At 34.2% G+C, this 19392-nt stretch carries 12 protein-coding genes and 2 tRNA genes; 1 reads left to right on the top strand and 13 read right to left on the bottom strand.

Going from position 1 to position 19392, the window contains the following annotated elements; all coding sequences use genetic code 11:
• Positions 1 to 23: 23 nt before the first annotated feature.
• The 11 genes from HLH18_RS07965 to HLH18_RS07915 form a co-directional block, all read right to left on the bottom strand.
• Positions 24 to 4481, bottom strand: coding sequence for a hypothetical protein (locus HLH18_RS07965; RefSeq protein WP_171546407.1), 4458 nt, complete (start codon positions 4479 to 4481; stop codon positions 24 to 26).
• A gap of 2 nt (positions 4482 to 4483) precedes the next feature.
• On the bottom strand, positions 4484 to 5356 hold the full coding sequence (locus HLH18_RS07960; protein WP_004668059.1) for a hypothetical protein: 873 nt from the start codon (positions 5354 to 5356) through the stop codon (positions 4484 to 4486).
• On the bottom strand, positions 5353 to 10563 hold the full coding sequence (locus HLH18_RS07955; RefSeq protein ID WP_171546406.1) for an ATP-binding protein: 5211 nt from the start codon (positions 10561 to 10563) through the stop codon (positions 5353 to 5355). The genes HLH18_RS07960 and HLH18_RS07955 overlap by 4 nt, the downstream gene beginning before the upstream one ends.
• A gap of 14 nt (positions 10564 to 10577) precedes the next feature.
• The gene (locus HLH18_RS07950; RefSeq protein WP_171546405.1) at positions 10578 to 12149 is read right to left on the bottom strand and encodes a hypothetical protein; all 1572 of its coding nucleotides are present in this window, start codon (positions 12147 to 12149) and stop codon (positions 10578 to 10580) included.
• A gap of 4 nt (positions 12150 to 12153) precedes the next feature.
• Positions 12154 to 13854: a hypothetical protein gene (locus tag HLH18_RS07945; protein WP_005200761.1), complete on the bottom strand. Its 1701-nt coding sequence runs from the start codon at positions 13852 to 13854 to the stop codon at positions 12154 to 12156.
• 42 nt (positions 13855 to 13896) lie between these two features.
• Entirely contained in the window at positions 13897 to 14997 is a 1101-nt protein-coding gene (locus HLH18_RS07940) for a cysteine desulfurase family protein (RefSeq protein ID WP_004668067.1), read from the bottom strand.
• Between the two features lie 323 nt (positions 14998 to 15320).
• Positions 15321 to 16067, bottom strand: coding sequence for an ATP-binding protein (locus tag HLH18_RS07935; protein WP_171546404.1), 747 nt, complete (start codon positions 16065 to 16067; stop codon positions 15321 to 15323).
• A 10-nt stretch (positions 16068 to 16077) separates the two neighbouring features.
• Positions 16078 to 16632: a DUF1376 domain-containing protein gene (locus HLH18_RS07930; protein WP_171546403.1), complete on the bottom strand. Its 555-nt coding sequence runs from the start codon at positions 16630 to 16632 to the stop codon at positions 16078 to 16080.
• 68 nt (positions 16633 to 16700) lie between these two features.
• The gene (locus HLH18_RS07925) at positions 16701 to 16949 is read right to left on the bottom strand and encodes a hypothetical protein (RefSeq protein WP_004668074.1); all 249 of its coding nucleotides are present in this window, start codon (positions 16947 to 16949) and stop codon (positions 16701 to 16703) included.
• The gene (locus HLH18_RS07920) at positions 16939 to 18123 is read right to left on the bottom strand and encodes an Arm DNA-binding domain-containing protein (RefSeq protein WP_053579046.1); all 1185 of its coding nucleotides are present in this window, start codon (positions 18121 to 18123) and stop codon (positions 16939 to 16941) included. Before HLH18_RS07920 ends, HLH18_RS07925 begins: the two co-directional genes overlap by 11 nt.
• Positions 18124 to 18134: 11 nt before the next feature.
• Positions 18135 to 18344, bottom strand: coding sequence for a hypothetical protein (locus HLH18_RS07915; protein WP_004732663.1), 210 nt, complete (start codon positions 18342 to 18344; stop codon positions 18135 to 18137).
• Positions 18345 to 18459: 115 nt separating this feature from the next.
• On the opposite strand from HLH18_RS07915, the gene HLH18_RS07910 reads away from it, so the two are divergent.
• Complete coding sequence (locus HLH18_RS07910; protein WP_171546402.1) at positions 18460 to 18684, top strand: helix-turn-helix domain-containing protein; 225 nt, start codon at positions 18460 to 18462, stop codon at positions 18682 to 18684.
• A gap of 303 nt (positions 18685 to 18987) precedes the next feature.
• Here the strand turns inward: HLH18_RS07910 and HLH18_RS07905 are convergent.
• Positions 18988 to 19063, bottom strand: a tRNA-Gly gene (locus tag HLH18_RS07905).
• Between the two features lie 40 nt (positions 19064 to 19103).
• Positions 19104 to 19176 (bottom strand) — tRNA-Gly (locus HLH18_RS07900).
• Positions 19177 to 19392: the final 216 nt, after the last annotated feature.

Genomic DNA, 19392 nt, shown 5'->3' with positions numbered 1-19392 from the left:
ATCTAGCTGAGTACGGGCTTTATTTAATTTAACATTTTTAGTAGTTTTTGTTTTAAGTCTGGACTTAGGGTATTAATCCGTTCAGCTAAATCCTCTAATGAAATAAGATCTAAAGCAGAAGCTATTTGTTTTTGCAATGTGATGATCTTTTGTTCTTGTTCATCTAATAATGGCAAAATTATGTGGGGAACATTTTTGAGTTTAGTACGTAATTGCATTAACCCTGTTTGATTTTGAGATGTTGACATAAATTCACTTTCAAGATTCACAAACCAACGTTGGAACATCTGCATATGACATTGATTAAATTGATGACGAATTTCATCCTTTAAAGAGTGCAAAAGAATTATTTGATCTTCATCAAAAATTTCTGGTGCTACTTCAACTTTATCAACGAGTTTCCGCAGAATAGAAATATCCTGCTGTGTGAAAGAAAGTTCATTTTGTGTTTGTGTTAACCAATGTTCAGCTGTTGATCGTGCCTTTTTAACATAGCCATCACGAATAGGTTTAAAAATTTCCTCAATAAAATCCCACTCTGCATCAATCTGTTGTTCACTCAAATAAGCCATCATAGCTTCCTGATCTTTAACTATCGTTTGATTTAAAAAAGCGAACATTTTTTGACTCGGTAAACCTTGTGTAATCCAAGATTGGGTACGATCAAAAGCGAATTGAAGCTGTTTCTGGATTTTTAAAATTTCCTCATATTCCTCTGTCGATACAAAGAATTTTAATAATTCTTCAGCATCCAATAAGCGAATTTTGAGGTCATTTAATTCATTAAAACCACCATACAAATTTGCAAATTGTTGACTGACATCAGTAATTCTTTGTCTAAAATCATTTTGTACAGTCCGAATTCCATTTTGTTTTTCAACAAGGGTTTGTACTGAATCAAAAATAGAGGGTTTATTGTCAATATCAATTAAAAGACGATCACCTTCTTTAATTAATGTTTCAAGCTCTTTCTTTTTCATTGTTTTATTTGGTGAAGTATGAATATAGCTCTCAATATCTTGCAAGAGATACTTAAAACGTTCTTTTTCTTCAATTCTTTGAATCAGTTGAGCTGTTTTATCTTGTACTTTATTTGCCTCTTGTTGCATTTGTAAGGTGATAAAAGCACGTTGATATTGTTCCGATTTTTCACGGAAGTTAATAATTTCATGATGTGAGGTTAGAACAAGATTATCAAAAAAACGATTAAATTTGACTGATAATGTGTTTTTGCCTTGTGAAATGTATTCAACTAAAGAGGTCGATTTTGTTGGTAATTCAATATGACTTTTTTTGAGATCAAGGTCTTTGGCAAATTTAATTAAAGCTGAAGTTGCTTGTAATAATTTGCTATAGTCTCGGATATCTGAGCTTTCAAGACCTCTTAGCATTTGGGTAAAAGTAGCATCAAATCTATCCTGTTGTTTCTTATGCTCTTCATAGGTTGTTTTGAATTTATCGAATAACAAATTATATTGAATTTCTAAATCTAACGGAATCGGGTCTACTTTCTTTTTATTTTCAATAGATTGAAAGATATCAATCATTTTCTTAGGATTTGACTCTTGGCTCCACTGCTTGAATAGTAGAATCCATTCATCACGTGTACTCATTTCCATTTTTTGTAATTGAGTATGTGCCAAAATATCTAAATTGAGTAAAGTCCCTGTTTTTTTATTCAGAACTAAGTTCAGCCATTCAGCAAGATTCTTTGGCTTACCTTGATGAAGGATTCTATATTGTGGTGTTTCTTGCGCAAGGTAGATACCTAGAATGAGCGCAAATGAACAGTCATTTAAACCATAACTTGGCATCACGAGTTTTTGATACAGCGTTTTTAAATCTAAGTCAGGTTTAATCGCAAATGTTGTTTCTATAAAGTTATATAAACTTTTAACATTTTGTTGTTGGGGGAGCGCAAATTTCCCCGTCATGGTATCTACGGCTTGCCAATTTTTTTTAAACAAGGTGTCAAAACGGTTCTGTAAAGGTGTCTTTTGCCCTTGTAACCATGCAATAGAGAATTGGCGATTCACCATAATACTAAAGAGTGCTGCAATATCCGAAGGTGCTGTTGCAGTATTTAAACGGAAGCCATCAAAAACAAAAGGAATGGTATTTTTATAGTTATGTTCAAACAATGCTGTTGCAACATTTTTGAGTAAGCCTAGAGGTAAATCTGGATAGTAAGGTGAGAAAAATTCCTTTTGTTTCATTAGTTTTGATGAAGTATTTTTTAATACAGTGAGCACATCATCTTTTTCTTCTTGTATAAAGCGCATAAATTGCTGTTGATCAGCAGGAGACATTATTTCAAAAGATTTCAGGCGTGCTAAAGCAGTACTGAGTTCATCATTTTGATCATTGAGATAGCAAAATAAGAAAGGTAATTTGTTTAATTTATATTTTGCTAAAACTGTTTCTAGCATTTGTTGAATTTTGGTTTGATATAGCTCTAAATCTTGCTGACTATTGAGATAGATATAGATAACACGACCTTTTGCATCTTTATAGGTCATATTATTTTGCCAATCTTGAATCAGAATTTCTAAATTCTCACATGAAATTTGTTCGGCAACATAGCTTTTGGGTTGGAATACCCAATCAGGAGTTGAAATATTACGTTTTTGTGCAAAGTCACATTCAATTTGACCTAAGCCAATATCATAAGATTTGCTAATAAATAGCTCACCAATATCCTGTTGTGTGAATTGAGCAGCTGTTTTTTTCATCCATGCAGTGAAACTCGCTCGACTTGCTCCATCTGTTAAGAGCTCATATCGCCCTAAGTCTGAATTCCACTCGGTTGCACCCAACTCAGACAAGCTCATGATTTGCTCTTGAAGTTGAATTGCATCAAAATTAGTCAATTCTTGTAGAATTTCATTGGCTTGAGATTGATTGAGTTGACGTAATTTTAGGGTTTCTAAAATCGCAATAGCAGTTAAGGTTTTTGGGTTATTGGTTTGAAAACCACTATGAAATTTTTGTAAGAGCGTTTGCAATGTTTCAATGACATTTGCACCTGTATCACGTTCAGCTGCAAGCATTTCATCGAGTAAATAATCATGTACAAGGTCAGCAGCCGAAACTTGGAAAAGTTGAGGTTGGCTGAAGACATCTAATTGTGCAGATTTTTGTAGTAAATCTCGGATAAACGTCAGTGCTGATCGTGATTGTACAGTATGCTCTTGGCGTGTGAGTAACCATGTTGCAAATGGATGTAATGGCCAACAACCTTTTGCAATAACTTGATTAAATAAATTTTCATCGTGCCAGACAGGGTATAGTTTAGTTTTAGGTAAATACTGTGCAAGACGTAACCAAGATTGATGGAAGTTATCTTCACTTGGATATTGTTGAAATAAGCGAGTTAATTCTTGCGTATCTTTTTGGATAAGATTGGCAAAAATAGTTTCTAAATTTGAAGAAAGATGTACTTTATTGGCAGTATCAAAGCGTGTGATATAGCGTTGTAATTGTCTAGAATCTTTAGCATTAAAGCGTTTTAGATACGTTTTTAAATCGTACTGAATAAAACCAATAAATCTTATCTTATTAGCATTATCTTGAATACCTTGGAAAATTTGCTGTAGCGATGAATCACCAGCAAGGTCAGGGCGATCCGCAGCATATTCAAGATAACGACCAAATTCATCAAAGAGTAAAATAATATTTTCAAAGGGTTTATCTGTACCGCAATAGGTATCACATAAGGTTTGTAGTAGGTCTTGTGCAGACTCTTGACCATCTACAGGGATTGCACTGCCCGTAACATCCAAGAAAATTTGATCAACAGCAGCGTAAACATCTTCATTATTTTCAGTGAGTAATTGAAAAATTTGTGCTTGATCAAATTGTGCTAATTTTTTTTGAAATTCTACAGCATAAATTTGATAACTTCGTTCAACAAAACGTTGTGCTTTATTAAAACGTGGTGATAAATCTCGTACAGCTTGAGCATCAACCGCATGCATATCAAGTTGCTTAAGTACCACTTTGTTAAGCTGATTGCCTAAATGGAAATTACCCATGCCATCTAAGGCAATAATTAGGCTCGGTTTTGTAAAGGTTTCAAAACAGGACTTTGCACGTTGTCCGAGAGTAGCATCTACACGCTCTATATGCGTTAAGATTGTTTGTGCTAAAGGTGTATTAGGTTTAGATAATAATGTCGCTAATGTAACAGCTAAATGTGATTTACCCGCACCATAACCTGCAGTTGCTAACCAATAGGGATTATCTTCTCGCCCTTGTTTTGCAAGTGAAAGACTTTCAAGGAGTTCAACAACTAGTGAAGCTGTATCTTTAAGTAAATGTTGGTCTTGTTCATTGACTGCACCATGGTAATGGGGGCCATGAAAAATAAATGATTCTGCTGCAATATTGGCTTGATCTATACGATTTTGAAACCAACCAAGTTGTACTGCACCCTCGAAAAAACTTTGTTGATTAAACTGTACTAATTCTTGTAATTTCATGATTACACAAGCTCACTAAAAAATTCTGTTAAAACACGATCAGTAGAAACCAATTTAAGGATGAGAGCATTTCCTGTTAGGCGATCGATTTGTATAAACCCTTTTTCTGCCATCCAATCTAATAAACGGTTAAAGTGTTTATTGGACCAATTCATTAATAAATTCCAACGGGTTTGTGTCAAAAAATCATCAAAACTAATTTGTGTCTGTGATGAAAATAGTCGGTCCCATTCAAGAAATAAAAATGAACTGTAAGCAGGGAAAAATTTATATTCTAAAGGTGCTGTTAAGCGTTTAATCACAAGTTGTGTTTGAGCTTGCTCAACCTGAAATACGGGGATTTTATAAAAAGGAGCATCTACATTGTTTTGATCATAGCTTGTAAGAATGAGGCGTAGAAGCTTATTCAGATATTTTTGGTCACCACGCTTATCTTTTATATATTGTTCAAGTTGATCTAAATAAAATGTATCGGAAATTTGATATTTACTAGAAATACAGACATCAAACCAAGCTGAATTTAGACCTTCTCGCGGTTGTTGTGGGTCAACACGATTCATCATTAAATGCATCATGAATAAACTTACATCTTCATTTAACATGCTATCTTCTTGCAAAATAGTTTTAGCTAAAGGTGTAAGTTCTAAAGCCCAAATACTTTGTGTTTTTTCAGCTGAAAGTAAACCACTGCTAAAACCATAGGCGATAGTGGGTTCAACTTTTCCTGAACTAGCGCCTGTAGGAATACCTGTTAACTCTGAAATTTCATGTATCGTGCCATGTAAAATATGACATTCATTAGTTTTAATGAGTAATTCAGCAAGTAGTAGAGGCTCTAATTTAAATGTTTGTGGAAAGTTGTAAGTGAGGTTCATATGTTAAAACCTCGTTGCTCAAGTGCGGTGATGTTAGTAAGAATAATTTTTTCTGTTAAGTGACCATGTTGATCTTCGACATAACCTAAATAATAGCATTGTCCTTTATTTAGCTTATTTAATCTGTCACGCCAATCATTTGCATTATAATCAGAGCTGACTTGACTAAGAAGTTTGGCAAAACTATCGACTTCCGTAGTTGCAGGTTTAAAGAATAATTTAGTCGATGCTTGGAAGAGACGATCTTTCTGCTCTTTATCAAAGTTACTGATTGTTTGCGTGGCTAAAATTAAGCTAATACCAAATTTACGCCCTTCACGGAGCATTTTATCAATAGGTGAATCTGGTGCATGATCTAAGTTTTGCATTTCATCCAGCACAATAGTCATAGGCTTATCTTTGCTACCATGTTTTTGTACATAAGCCCAAATATCCCAGAGAATAAATTCAGTAATAATTCTTTGTAAGTCACGAGGTATGTTGGTGAGCTGAATGACTTGCACAGGGAACTCATTGCGGAGTTTATCTTCATATAAATTTTCGGATGCTTCTGTATCAAAACAATTCACTTTGACAAGTGTTCTGATTTTATTCGCGACACTTTCACCACGAGCACTATCAGCTTCTAAATCTTCTAAGAAATCCGTTAAGTGATATTGAGGATTTTTTTCTAAACCTTGTTCTAATACTTTATCAATAATGGCTTGTTGCTGACTTCCGAAATCTTTGTAGACAGAGCAGAGAATATTTTTTACCCGTGTCGCAACATTAAAAGCCTTTTCTTGTACCTCTACTCCTGGAGCGATTTCATTGCTATAGGTTTTAAATGGATTGATCGGTAATGGATTGACAACCACATAATAGTCTTTAGGTGTACATACTTTTTGATAGACTTTTTCTGTGTGATGCGTCAAGAATCCATCTGTGTAATCTACAATAAAGGATGATAAACCCGCCCGAGCAAGCTCAGATAAAATACATTGAATGGCATAGGTTTTGCCTGAACCTGAAGAGCCAAAAATCAGCATATGACGGTTATTTAATTGTTTATGATGAAATGGCCAATTCACAGTAGTCAACATTTTCCCCGTTGTACCAAAACTAATATCTTGTTTGACAAGTGGAAGGGGAGAGCATTCTTCAGTCGCTTCATTTGTAGCAATGTTGACCATTAATGAAATTTTTGTCGAAGTATCAGAATGATCTATTGTTTGAAAATCAGTTAAGTCTAAATGAGAGCTTGATGTTCGATCTTGTGTATTATCTTGACTGAAATCTGAAATATCTTCTTGTTCTAAAAGATCTGTATTTTCAGTTACTGTTGGTTGTTGAGTGTCATCTATATAAGTGAATTCTAAATCTATACCATCAAGTAAAGCCTGCTCAAAGCTTAAGGCAGAATATTGACGAACAAGATATTTTTTTTCATTTCCATGCAGTGAATCATGGGTAAAGAAAAGCTCTTTAGATTTAGATAGGTTTAGTTTGGTCTCTGTATCGCAAATTACAATTTCAGAAGACCAATGAATTTGGTAATCACCTTCAGACAGCTTTTCAAGTGCAATATTAAGATCATTTAAACAGACTTGCGCACGGTCAAGCTGAGAACGTAATACAATTGCACGATAGAGTTGACCCCACCAATAGCGACAATCATAACGATTTTTTTGTGTTTCATGAATAGGCGTGAAAAGGTACTTTAAATGTAATAGTCCTGCTTCTATTTGCGCTTCAGCTTTAGTTAATAAAGTTTCTATTCCAGCGCCTACTTTTGCTTCAATAATTTTTGCATGAATGATGGGTTGATTATTTTCATCCATTTGTAATGAAACTTTGAGTAAATCTGGGCGATACTCTTGATCTTTAAACCAATGAGGGAAGGCATCTAAAGGAATCCATTGCTCAAGTATAGATGAATCTATACACGGTGTTGTTTGCATTGTTAAAGCATAGCCGTATAGATTACGAATAATTTCTGATTCACCTAAAATGGCTTTGATTGAAGCTACACCAGATAAGCCTTCATTTAATGCTGTAATTTTTTCAACGAGAGGTTTTAAGTTGCTTTCACGTAAAAAAGGCATGTTTGCAGAGAGATGACTACGAATTTGTGTTTTTAATAGGTCATGCGCTTTTTGGTCTGCAGAAACAGTAACATTAAGTTCACCATATGCACCATAGCCTGAACTAAAGCTGATAACTTTATGAGTATATTCGGTTTGATGTAACTTCAGTAAGTGATGATCAAAATACTGATCAATATTTACCACCCATTGTGCCATTTGGTGTAATTGTTCAATAAGCTGTTTTGAATTTTCATCATACTGAGTTTCAGAAATAACAAAAAATTGTTCTGAATCTTTACGATCGGTGACTTCTAGGCGTGCAGTTAAATCACTGTGTTTAGATTGAACTTGAATACGTCGATTACTTAAGAGTAATTGACGACGATCAGCCGTTTGTAGATAAGTTGGTTTCGGATAGTAAATAATTGGATAAATATTTAAACGATTTGCTGATGCGTCAAACTCATAGATTGGCGCTGCTTCAGTTTTACCAATTGCTTGAGCTTGCAGAAAATCAAAGTTAAATGCGAGATCATAGCTTGTCCAAGGATATAATTGTTTGCTTGCGTCAACCAATAATCTTTGTTGAATATTTGTACGTTTTGATACAAAATGATTAATTCGTAAATCTAATTTTTTATCTAGTTTGCTAAACTGATCAAGCAAATGACTATGCCAGATTTGCAAGGTGTTCACTGCATTTAAGTGAGATAAACCAACGGTATAAATGGTTAAATGTACAGTATAGTAAGGTGAGGATGTTATATTTTTCAAAATCTCTTGGCTTAAATACTGTTGTAAGCCAGAGAGTAGCGTTGATAACTTAGAAACATTGATGGCTAAAATTCTCAAGCCATTACAAACATGATGATTCGCTAAGGCGTAATCAGTCAAGACATTATAAATAATGTCTTGTTCAGGTACTTTCTTAACTATTTCTTTAACATCATCATCTTCGTCAATATCATCATCTTGTAATAATGCCTGAATAGATAAGTCCAATTCACCTGTAGGTTCACTACCAATAAAATGAAGCCATGAGAAAGATTTAATTTGGGTGCTGATGCCTTGCTTTTGTTTTAAAGCCAATAATGGTGCTTGAATTTCAGCAAGATTACAAATGCGATCATAGGTCAAGGCATTCGGTAGATCTTCAGATTCTTGATGAGTAAGTTCAATAGCTTCATTAATAAATCTTGTTTGCGCTTGAATAAGTTCAAACACACTTGGATGAAATGCTGACAGTAAAATTTGATTGATATTATGAAGGTCAAGGCGTTCAGATTGCTCTACAAAGCAGAATGCATAATAGACACGCTCAATCATTTCTTTTGCTTCAAAAGTTGCTAAAGATTTAAGTCGTTCACAAAGTTGCGTATAGGCTGTAATCAGTAAATGCGCTTTGGTCTGTGCGAAATAACGACCATGATCTAAATAGTTCTGAATAAATTGGATATATGTTGCTTTTAATTCAATGCAAAGATGCTGTATATCAGAATGGTTTTCTAGAGAAAAGTCATGGAATACATCATATATAGTCATGTTATTTAAGCCTAAACTTAATAAACGACATGCTTCTTGCTCATCAGTTGCATAGTAAATAGCTTTGAAAATTTGTTCAGGTAAAGTAAAAACAGGCAAAGTGTAGTCAGAGTAAGCGAGAAGATGACGATGTAAAATATTGGCTAAACTGACATGAATACGTTCGACTTGATACTCAGAAAAAGCCCATTTAAAGGCATATTCTTCTTCTTTTTCACCCGAGATAGTGATTTTAAATAAAACAACTGGATTGGTTGTTTTAAAAGAATATTCAACTGTGTCTTGTGCATCGGGTGTTAATAAAGGTGAAAAATGTAGTTCGACTTCATTAAAGCCTAAATCAAGATGATTGATTTGCTCTTCAATACCACCTAATGCACCGTGTAATAGTACACGTGCAAGTGCTTTATGAGAAAGATTCTGTGCTGAATTATTATGATCTGATAAATCATGTTGGAAGTTTTTAACCGCAATATTGACCCGCGTAACTTCTGAAAAATCATAGTTTTTTTGGTATTGCTGTAATGCAAAATGTAAGCCTGTTTGAATAGCTTCAAGACTATGACCACGGTAAAGCGGAATACTTTGTTTAGGTTCTGACGTTTTTTCCTCCTTTAGCCCCAATGCTTTTACTAGAGGTAGGAGATCAATTTGTTTTAAGTAGTGCTTTGCTTCTGGATGAGCATTAAAAATAAATAATTCTACATTTTTCAAATAAGTATGTATTTCAGTATGATGGATACCATCAATATCTTTAACTTCAAAAGGATCTTGATTTAAATGCGTATAGATTTTTTGATAATCTTTCTTTTTACGTGCTTTCGCTTTATAGCGAGCATGACTAATAAATTCATAGGCATTTTTTAGGTATTGTAAGCCTTTTTTGTTTTGAAAGGTTTTGAGATCATTTTCGATATTTAAATAGGGAATCCCAATGTTTGGAAGTACTTTGAAAAAATGTGAAAAAATATCTTTGAATTCGGAATTATCCCCTATGCTTGAGAAGCATTGTATCAATAATTGACTACGTTGATTTAAAGTTAAAGGGATCAATTGATTGATGTGTTGAATAGTTGAATTAAACTGCTGAAGTTGTGTATCAGAAATATAAACATCTAAGTCTTCAAAGGCGGCAGTTAACCAAGTTTGATATTGTTTATCTAAAGACAACCAAATTTTTTCATCATCGCAGATAAAGAAATCAGAAAGCCCACCTTTATCAGTTGTATGATCTAGACCAACTAAAAGTATAAGTAGTTGATCAACATGTTCATCATTCAACGTACGATTACGATACCAAGTCAGTTTATCTTCATGATCTAACCAGCCCTTTTCTTGTAAATCAGAAAAAGCTTGTTGATCTAAAGGATTTAAGCTTTGATTTTCCCAATAATGAATGAGTCCATGGGCAACTTTAAAATAGCTCTTAAACTGATCATGTAAAGGAAATACCTGACTTAAATGTGAAAAAATCGTAAAAACCTGATGAGGCATCAAGCTCTGTGTAACAATCCTCAATTCATTGGTTTTAAGAAAATTTTCTTGAATAGTATTAACTAAAAAGTTTTTATAACTCTCTAAAAAAAAGTCAGTTTTCATCTTTATTCTCAAATTTAAGGGTTTTTTACAATAGAAACAGAGTCTGATAACTCGATCAGTAAACCTGATTGTTTTAAGCTTTCCTCAAACCAGTTCAATTTAATATCAGTTGTAGGATCACTTAACTGTTCATATTGCCATTGCAAAGCTTCTTGTAATTGCTCACCAAAAAATGAGATTGCAAAATGAGTTTGAATTCTAGCTAAAAACTCAGTCATCTGAATGCGTTTTCCAGCAGGAATTAAAGTGTAAACAAAGAGGCGAATCATATTCGCATTCAAGACAAAACGTTGATGTCCACCTGTAATAGGAATCACCAGACCAATGGTTTTAGCCATTTTTTTAAAGACATCAAAACTATGTTTGTCAATATTGGTATATTCACTTTCTTGGACACCATGTTTTTTGCCTTCTGCACGCAAAATTCGATAAATAATTTCTTCACTTTTTTGATAAGAATTTTCTGCATATTTGCGAATAGGATCGGATGTTATTGCTGTCGGTGAGCAAGCGACCCAAGCATAATGACCATGAAAGTTTTTTGTTTCATGGGCTGTTGTATCAAGTTGTCTTGAGCGTGCCATAATAGAACGTAGAACTTGCATCACACAAAGTAGTTGTAATAATTCAATTTTTTCTAGTTTACTAATATTAGATTTCAATAATGACAATAATTCGTTTGCAAATAAAAATGCTTCAAACACATAGCTCTTGGGTATGGTTGCTAATTTTGCATGCGATAATTTTGCTTTTGGAAGGTCGAAATCTTCTAGAGCATCTTCAATAAAATCACAAATTTTTTCAATTGATTGTGTCTCACTTCTGAATAATTTATTGAGCTCATTTTCAAGTTGTTGTTGTAGGCTCTCTAAATTAAATTCAAGATGTTTATACTGGTCTGTAGATGCCATTTTTTGAATGAAATCTGTATTTTTAGTGATGTTTGAGAACAGATAACCTAATTGTAAAAATAAAACCTCACCACCACGAGCCATGAAATTATGATCGCTGAGTGAGAATTTTACAGTACTCTCTTCCCAATCATTAAAGTTTTCAGTCGTATGAGACCAAGTAATTTCACGACCTAATAGCATAGGTGTGATCGGCAGGAAATTGTAAGTTGACCACGTTCGATTTTTTGCAACACCTACAAAACCATAAAGTAAAGCTTGCAAAGTTTGTACAAGTTGATTTTTTTCTGTCGCAGAAATAGAAGGGCTCATTCTATTCTTTAATTGTTCAATCGCATTTAAAAACTCAATTTGATGTACAGGATGACGAGTTTCTAATTTTGATTGACTAAAAAAACTAAAAAATTTTAATGCTAATCGTGTAGATGGGCAATAATGAGTTGTTTGATCATTCACTTGAAAACTATTTTCACCAAAAGTATTTTTATTTTCATCTGCTTTTGCTGAGTTAAAAACTAATAAAAATTCTGATAAATATTCTGTTGGTGTTTGATCTGCATAAAATCGGCGTCCAAAAATATCTAAGGCAATATTAGGTTTTTTGTCAGTATTAGAGGGATTTTGATTGGGGGTGTTTTTCTTAGGAAAATAACTATATGTATTTAAAGTGCTCAACGAATTAATCCTCTAAAGTTAAAGTTTTATTTTGTTTTAAGTCTAATTCAATTTTAATAATATTCTCTTGAATATCACCATTAGATAAAGTACGTACTAGCGTAATTTCATCTTCATGATCAATTTCTGAATACTCGATAAGACTTAATTTAAATCGTTCTAATTGAGTTTTATAAATAGGTGTAAGAGACTCTGTGATATCACCTTTAATAATATTTTGAATATAGTCAAGTAAAGGTAAGCTTAACTCTAAGCGGACTTCATTTTCCTTTTTGAGAGTTAAATAGGGTTGTTGTTTATTATTACAGTAATTAACAATAAATTCTTTTTCCATAAAGCTACAAATTTTAATTTGTGCGATTTGAAATATAGAACTATCTGATCGTTTTAATGTAATGTTTAAATATTTATCTTCACTTATACCGCTGAAAAATAAATTAAGAGCTTGCAAACTCATTTTTTTAATTTGACGAGCATCCTCGGCCATAAATTTTTGAGTATCTAAACGCCACTCACTATATTTTTCAATATTAGGGGATCCTAGGAATTGTGCTTGAGCATTGGTATATGTGGTTGGATATAAATTATAGATAAATATTAAACGTCTTAAAGCAGGTTTAAAAAGATGTATATCACTATCTTGATCTTTTTGAATATAGTTTTTGATTATGCTGTGCAAGGATGGGGTTATACCTTCGAAATTTTTAAGATCAGCCATAAGTTTTTCGATTTCTAAACTGCGATAACCTGCGAAGTTTAATGTATGAAGTAAATGAATCGCAGGAAGTTTAAATGCATTCTCCCATGGAAGATGGTTTTGATATCCAAAAAATAAGTCACTGAAAATAATAGGATGTATAGGGGAGTCTTCAAGTTGAAAACCACCTGTCAATGATGCGCAGAAATGAGCAAGCATTTGTCTAAGGGTTAAACGTTTTTCATAATTGAGTAAATATAAATAAAGTAAACGTATACTATGGATGACATTTTCTATGTTATTTTTGATAGAAAGGTAGTTTTGAATAATGGGATGTTGAGGGTGGCTTTCAACTAATTCATGCCATGAGCTATGTTGAATAATTTTTTTAAATATTGATAGTGCAACCTCAATATTGTCTAATTTAGCTATATTGATAATGAAAAGCTTTTTATTGTGAATGTTGAGGCTTAAATTTAAATGGTCTAAACTTTCTAATTGATCAGAAATATAGATTTCTTTATCTAATAAACTAAAAATTTCAGATTCAATATCTTGTGTTAAGTCAATAGATTTTAGATATTCAGTAATAGAAGTAAGTAAAGGTCCTGTATTGCTTACAATCAACCAATTGTCTGTTTCATTAAATGCTTGAGAGAGCCATTTTATCCGTTCGGATAGACTTAACTCACTCATATCTTTTAAGATGTTTAAATTATATTTTTCTGAATATTCATGTTTTTGAAAAGTATGCTGCTGAAATTTTTCATCTAAACGTTTAATTAAATCAAATGCAATGGTTGATTTACCATCACCAGCATGTCCAGTAATAATAATGATGTTATTTTTATCTTTTGTAAGCAGATTATAGATATGTTGAACAATAGGAAATTCTGAGTAAATTTCATTAAAATATATCGTATTTATTTGTGATTCTGCTAAAGCATTTGCTCCAGCTGGCGTTAAATTATGTAAGGAATTTAAATAGCTTATAAAGTCAAGAGTCATTTTTTCTTGTCCCAAAAAATTATTTCAAAGTAAAAGGTATAATTAATGTATTAAGTGTCTCAAAAGTTTATCAATATCTTCTTTTGAAGTCGTGAAACCTAAACTAACTCGTATTGTAGATAGTCCTTCTTCTGTAGAGAGTCCTATTTCTTTCAGGACATAAGAAACTTCTACATTGAGTGATGAACAGGCTGATCCATTTGAGCAAAGAATTTTTGAGTTAGCTATAAATAATTGACTTTCTAAATGTGGTACCGTGAAGTTAATGATATGTGGAATTGCATTTTCGACAGGCGTATTTAATTTCCATCCTAAATTTAAAATTTTTCCTTTTAAATAATTTGATAAGTCCTCAAAATATCCTTGATGTTGAGATAACATCTCGTCAGTTGCCGCTGTGGCAAAAGCAAGAATTAAGGGGGTTGCAAGAGTGCCTCCACGTAATCCAAATTCTTGACCTGCACCATGAATAATAGGGTGGAGTTTAGTTTCGCGTATATCTCTGATATATAAAGCCCCAATACCTTTAGGACCATAAATTTTATGTGCAGAAAGTGAAAGAAAATCAATATTTAATTCATCTACATCAATTTTTACTTTTAGATATGATTGCGCGGCATCAACATGAAATTTGATATTTTTTTTGAAGCAAGCATCGCCAATTTCTTTGATAGGTTGAATAGATCCTAGTTCATTATTTACATGCATAATGCTGACAAGTGCTGTATCTTCACGCATATGTGAAATAATATCTTGTGCTTTTACAATCCCATTTGCTTGTGGTGCAACATAAGTAATTTCATAATCAAATTCTTTTTTTAAAAAATTACAAATAGATAAGACACACTTATGTTCGATAGTGCTTGTTATAATATGCTTACCTGCTTTTGTGTTAGCAAGTAGATAACCTTTGATTGCTAAATTATTTGATTCGGATGCTCCACTCGTAAAAACGATTTCACTTTTATATGCTCCAATCGACTCCGCAATTTTTTCACGGGCAATTTCTATTTTATCAGAAGAAGATCGGCCCATTTGATGAGCTGAAGAAGGATTTGAGTAATCTTCCTGAAAAGAACGAAATAATTCGGTTTTAACAGAAGGGAGTAAAGGGGTCGAAGCAGCAAAGTCTAAATAAACCATCTTCTACTTAAATCTACGATTATATTTTGATGATACATCTGGAAGTGTTAGTTTTCAAAAAAATAATCACTATATACGTCAAATTATGTCGTTGAATCGCTTGTGCTTTATTTTAATAGTTTAGCCATTAGGTAGTAATTATATTAATAAAGGCAATTCTTAATGGACTTTGTGAGCTTCAACTTAAAAATGAAAGGATTTCATCCCTTCTTCTGGAAATATTTTGTCTATATTTTACATAATAAAGGTCATTATTCTGGGAACCTCAGTAACTAAAAAGCCAACTATCTCAGTAAGATAATTGGCTTGAGTAAAGGGTTCTCTTATCCGGTTATTCGTTGATCATCCCAATAACACGGCACTACAATTAAATTGTTTTCATGTAACCGCGACCATAACCGAACTTCTAAATCCCGCTGCATATTCTGTAATGTGAAATTGGAAATCAGTAGTGTGGATTTCATGTTGTCATAACGACTATATAAAACCTTATGTACCATTTCCAGACGTTTCTCATGCCGGTCATGCAGGCCATATTCATCAATCACCAATAAATCAAAACTGGAAAAATGGTCGATTAATTCTTTTTCAGAGCGTGAAGTATCTGACCAGGTGTCCATCATTTTTTGAGCAATTTCTGCACTGGTATAGTAGCGTGCAGATTTCGTACTGTTATGCATAATGTTGCGAATGATTGATGCACTCAGATGGGTTTTTCCTGTACCCGGTGTGCCGATGAGCAGCAGGTTTGGATGATGGTCGGAAATAATCTGTTGTGCAAAGGCCTGACATAGCTTGATGGCATTGTCTTGTGCAGGACATGCAATCACATAATTCTTGAAGCCACAGTCTAGGTAGCGTTTATTGAGTCCTGAGTTCTTGATTTTCTGCTGCAGTAAGCGCTGCTGCAATTCATCTTCATAGGCTGCATGTGAATGACGAACGGTTTCTTTTGCACACAATTTACAGAGTCTGTGACCGGCAATTTCCATCAGGGGTGTATGATGGGTAGGACAAAACGTTTTCGTTGCTTCAGCGTGAATCTGGAGCGTTTTAAGCATAGTATTCATGGTCGTTCTCCTAAATCCATTTTGAATTTTCTAAAAAATTCTCATTTTTTTCTTCAAAATTTGAAGATGAAGATGAAGATGAAGATGAAGATGAAGATGAAGATGAAGATGAAGGGCATTGCTTGAGCTTGGTCGGAGCAATGCTCGGGGTATCCTCAGAGGATGCTTGAGCATTTTTTTGCACTTGCTTGTTAGATGCTTGAGCATTACTTGCGGATTTATTCCAGCGTGCTTGCGCTGCATTTTTAGCTTTATCAGATTTCATCTGCTGATTTTGTAAAGCCTGGCTTTTTAAACTGGTTAAAAAATTTGAATGAATCTGTTCAGATTCGATTTCAAACAATTCCAATGACATCAGCGTATTCAACAAAGTTTTAGCCTTGGTCTGCTGCGGTAATTTCGTGATGCTGCAGACCGTCGCTAGATCATGAGGAATAGCACCATTTTTCCAGAAATCCATCATTAACAGCAGTGCTGCACCAATTTGTTCTGCAGTCATTCGTGCGAATTTTGCCTGTAAGTCGCCAATATAGAGTGGCATCCAAATTGAAATATCTTTATGCATATTTTCACCTTTTTATAGGTATAAAAGGGCTAAGGTCATCAATTAGATGACCTTATATATTTGTTTGATTAGGGAACTAGGCTCATTAACCGGATGCGGGCCTGGCGGGCTAAATCATCGTAATGGGCTTGCCCATCATCCAGCAGTCGTTGTAGCCAAAGCCTTAAAGCCTGGTGATCATCGAAGCATTTATTGATTTCCAGCAAAAAGGCCAGATTGTGCAGTTTAGGAATGTGTAACTCATGAATGAGTTCACGCGCGACCATATCTGCTTCTGGGCTAACGACTACGCCGCCAAAGAAAGCTTTACTGTTCATGGGCAAGCTCCTCTGTATTCAGTCTCTCCAGCATGGCTTCAAAAGCACTACCATCGCGACGCGTAACATTCGGAATGTAGCGGCTATAGACCCGGAACAGCATTTCAGTGGTTGAATGTCCCAGCTGGCGTGCGATCCATTCCGGGTTCTCGCCTGCAGATAACCATAATGTTGCAGCGGTATGGCGTGTTTGATAAGCACGACGAGGCTTTAGCCCTAAATAGCGTAGCAGGGGATGCCAGACACGTTTATTCACCAAACGATAATCTAGAGGCCCGCCATCACGATTGTAGAAAACAAAACTGGATTTACCATTATTTAAGCTTTTCTGCTGTAGAAAAGCTTGATAGACCCGATCATTCATTTGGATGGTGCGGTCAGAGCCATAAGTTTTGGTTCCACCCAAAACACCATTTACCAGTGCTTCTCTAATATGTATTTCACGACGCTGTAAGTCGATATTTTTCCATTGAAGACCATCGATTTCACTAGTACGCATACCTGTGAAAAAGCGAATAGTGTAATAAGGTTTAAAATCATCACGTACCATTGTGAGAATTTTATGTACCTCTTCCAGAGAAAAGGGAGTAACTTCAATCTTACTTTCCTTCAGATTGTTAATATTTTTATAAGGCGACTCAAACTCGTATCGTTCAGCCGCATCATTGAGTATCATACGTAAAGGCGTCATGATTTGATTAATCCGCGATGCTTTCAGACTTGTCTGATCATTTCCGTGTGTCACTTTGGCGAGGGAGGCACGAAAATTCAGCAAGTCTGATTTTTTAATTTTCGTCATTACTTGATTTCCAAAAGCAGGAATCAAATATTTTTTCATGACGATTTTAATTTTCTCCTGATAGGAACCTCTCCATTCTATTTGTCTTTGATTGAACCAAATGTGCGCATAATCTTTGAATAATGGAACATTGGTTTGCACAGCAATTTGCTGACTTCTTTTCTCTTTAAACTCCTCAAGACGTTTACTTTTTGGAAAGTACTTTTCGTACTCAAAAGTTCCCAAAACAATCTCAGCCTCAAGCTGTTCAAGACGTTTTTTTAAAATACGTCGGTTATATGCGTTATCTTCAAGCGTTGTGGTTTCTCTGCAACGCATTCCCATATAACGGAAGTCAGCAATGAGCTTTCCACTTCTTTCACGAATAGTCGCCATACATTAAACTCCTATTGCAACGCTTCCATGCTTAAACCAGTAAACTTAAGCATTTCAGTTTCGATACGTTCCCAAACAAAAAGAATTTTACGGCCACCGAATGGGCGAATGTAATGAACACCCTCAATGAACACACTATCTTTAAGTTGGTTGCGAATAGTACGAGCGTCGTACTGAATTTTTTCAGCCAGTTGTTGGGCGGTAAGGTAGGTATATGTCATAATTGTATTCCTGTAAGAATTCATTGGATGTAAGTAATTATTCATCCATAGACGTAAAATAACCTTAAATTTAATTGAATGCAATTAAATTTTCATCGGATTAGTGGAATTTTTAATGGTTATTTGTAAATTACCAATTTTATTGGCAGAAAGAAAAATGCGGGTTGCTGATTTAATTCGTGGTACTGGAATTAATAAAACGACTTTGCATAAACTTTATAATGGAGAGTTGACCCGAATCGACTTAGATACCATTGATCGTATTTGTGAGCATTTAGATATCCAAGTCGGAGATTTATTTGTTTTTGAAAAAATTATTAATAATCATGGTTTTGAATAGTAATTTGGTCACAAATGGTCACAAAAAAATGGCCTTGGTCACAATTTTTTGCTTAGAAATAGACTTTAAGAAAGTGGAAGGAAATGACAGAATATTTTGTAAATAGTTTAAGAAAATTTAAGGTCATTTAAGATCATTTATAAAAAATGGGCACGTTTTGGTCACATCTTGGTCACAAAGCTAAATTATATTGCGATGAGAAATAATAAAACTGCCTGAGATATGTTGACTGAAAAATATAAAATATATTTAAAAATCAACAAGAAAAAAACCCCCATCTTTCGATGAGGGCTTTTCTGAATCTGGAGCGGGAAAGGAGACTCGAACTCCCGACCCCAACCTTGGCAAGGTTATGCTCTACCAACTGAGCTATTCCCGCTTATTGAGCAGTTTTTTCTAAAACTTACACTAAAAATTTGAGCGGGAAAGGAGACTCGAACTCCCGACCCCAACCTTGGCAAGGTTATGCTCTACCAACTGAGCTATTCCCGCATGCCGTGTATAATACAGTATGCAAAAATAGGGTCAATAACTTTGTGAAAAAACTTGCATCAATTGCATAAAATAAAACCATTTTTGAAGATTATGGCGGTTTTGTAAGCAAAAATAATATCGATCACCCTAATCTCTGCTTAAAACTACTAAATGATTTAGGCTGTTCAGGATAAAGATTGAATCGGAACACGTTATACTAAACCCAGCGCTTTA

It is taken from the genome of Acinetobacter sp. ANC 5414, assembly GCF_013004295.1.
Lineage (GTDB): Bacteria > Pseudomonadota > Gammaproteobacteria > Pseudomonadales > Moraxellaceae > Acinetobacter.
The sequence above is the reverse complement of the archived record's forward strand: the minus strand, read 5'-3'. Positions and strand labels throughout refer to the sequence as shown.

Coding starts and splice junctions, on each gene's coding strand:
- HLH18_RS07965 (WP_171546407.1), bottom strand. CDS start 4,481: ATGAAATTACAAGAATTAGTACAGTTTAATCAACAAAGTTTTTTCGAG.
- HLH18_RS07960 (WP_004668059.1), bottom strand. CDS start 5,356: ATGAACCTCACTTACAACTTTCCACAAACATTTAAATTAGAGCCTCTA.
- HLH18_RS07955 (WP_171546406.1), bottom strand. CDS start 10,563: ATGAAAACTGACTTTTTTTTAGAGAGTTATAAAAACTTTTTAGTTAAT.
- HLH18_RS07945 (WP_005200761.1), bottom strand. CDS start 13,854: ATGACTCTTGACTTTATAAGCTATTTAAATTCCTTACATAATTTAACG.
- HLH18_RS07940 (WP_004668067.1), bottom strand. CDS start 14,997: ATGGTTTATTTAGACTTTGCTGCTTCGACCCCTTTACTCCCTTCTGTT.
- HLH18_RS07935 (WP_171546404.1), bottom strand. CDS start 16,067: ATGAATACTATGCTTAAAACGCTCCAGATTCACGCTGAAGCAACGAAA.
- HLH18_RS07930 (WP_171546403.1), bottom strand. CDS start 16,632: ATGCATAAAGATATTTCAATTTGGATGCCACTCTATATTGGCGACTTA.
- HLH18_RS07925 (WP_004668074.1), bottom strand. CDS start 16,949: ATGAACAGTAAAGCTTTCTTTGGCGGCGTAGTCGTTAGCCCAGAAGCA.
- HLH18_RS07920 (WP_053579046.1), bottom strand. CDS start 18,123: ATGGCGACTATTCGTGAAAGAAGTGGAAAGCTCATTGCTGACTTCCGT.
- HLH18_RS07915 (WP_004732663.1), bottom strand. CDS start 18,344: ATGACATATACCTACCTTACCGCCCAACAACTGGCTGAAAAAATTCAG.
- HLH18_RS07910 (WP_171546402.1), top strand. CDS start 18,460: ATGGTTATTTGTAAATTACCAATTTTATTGGCAGAAAGAAAAATGCGG.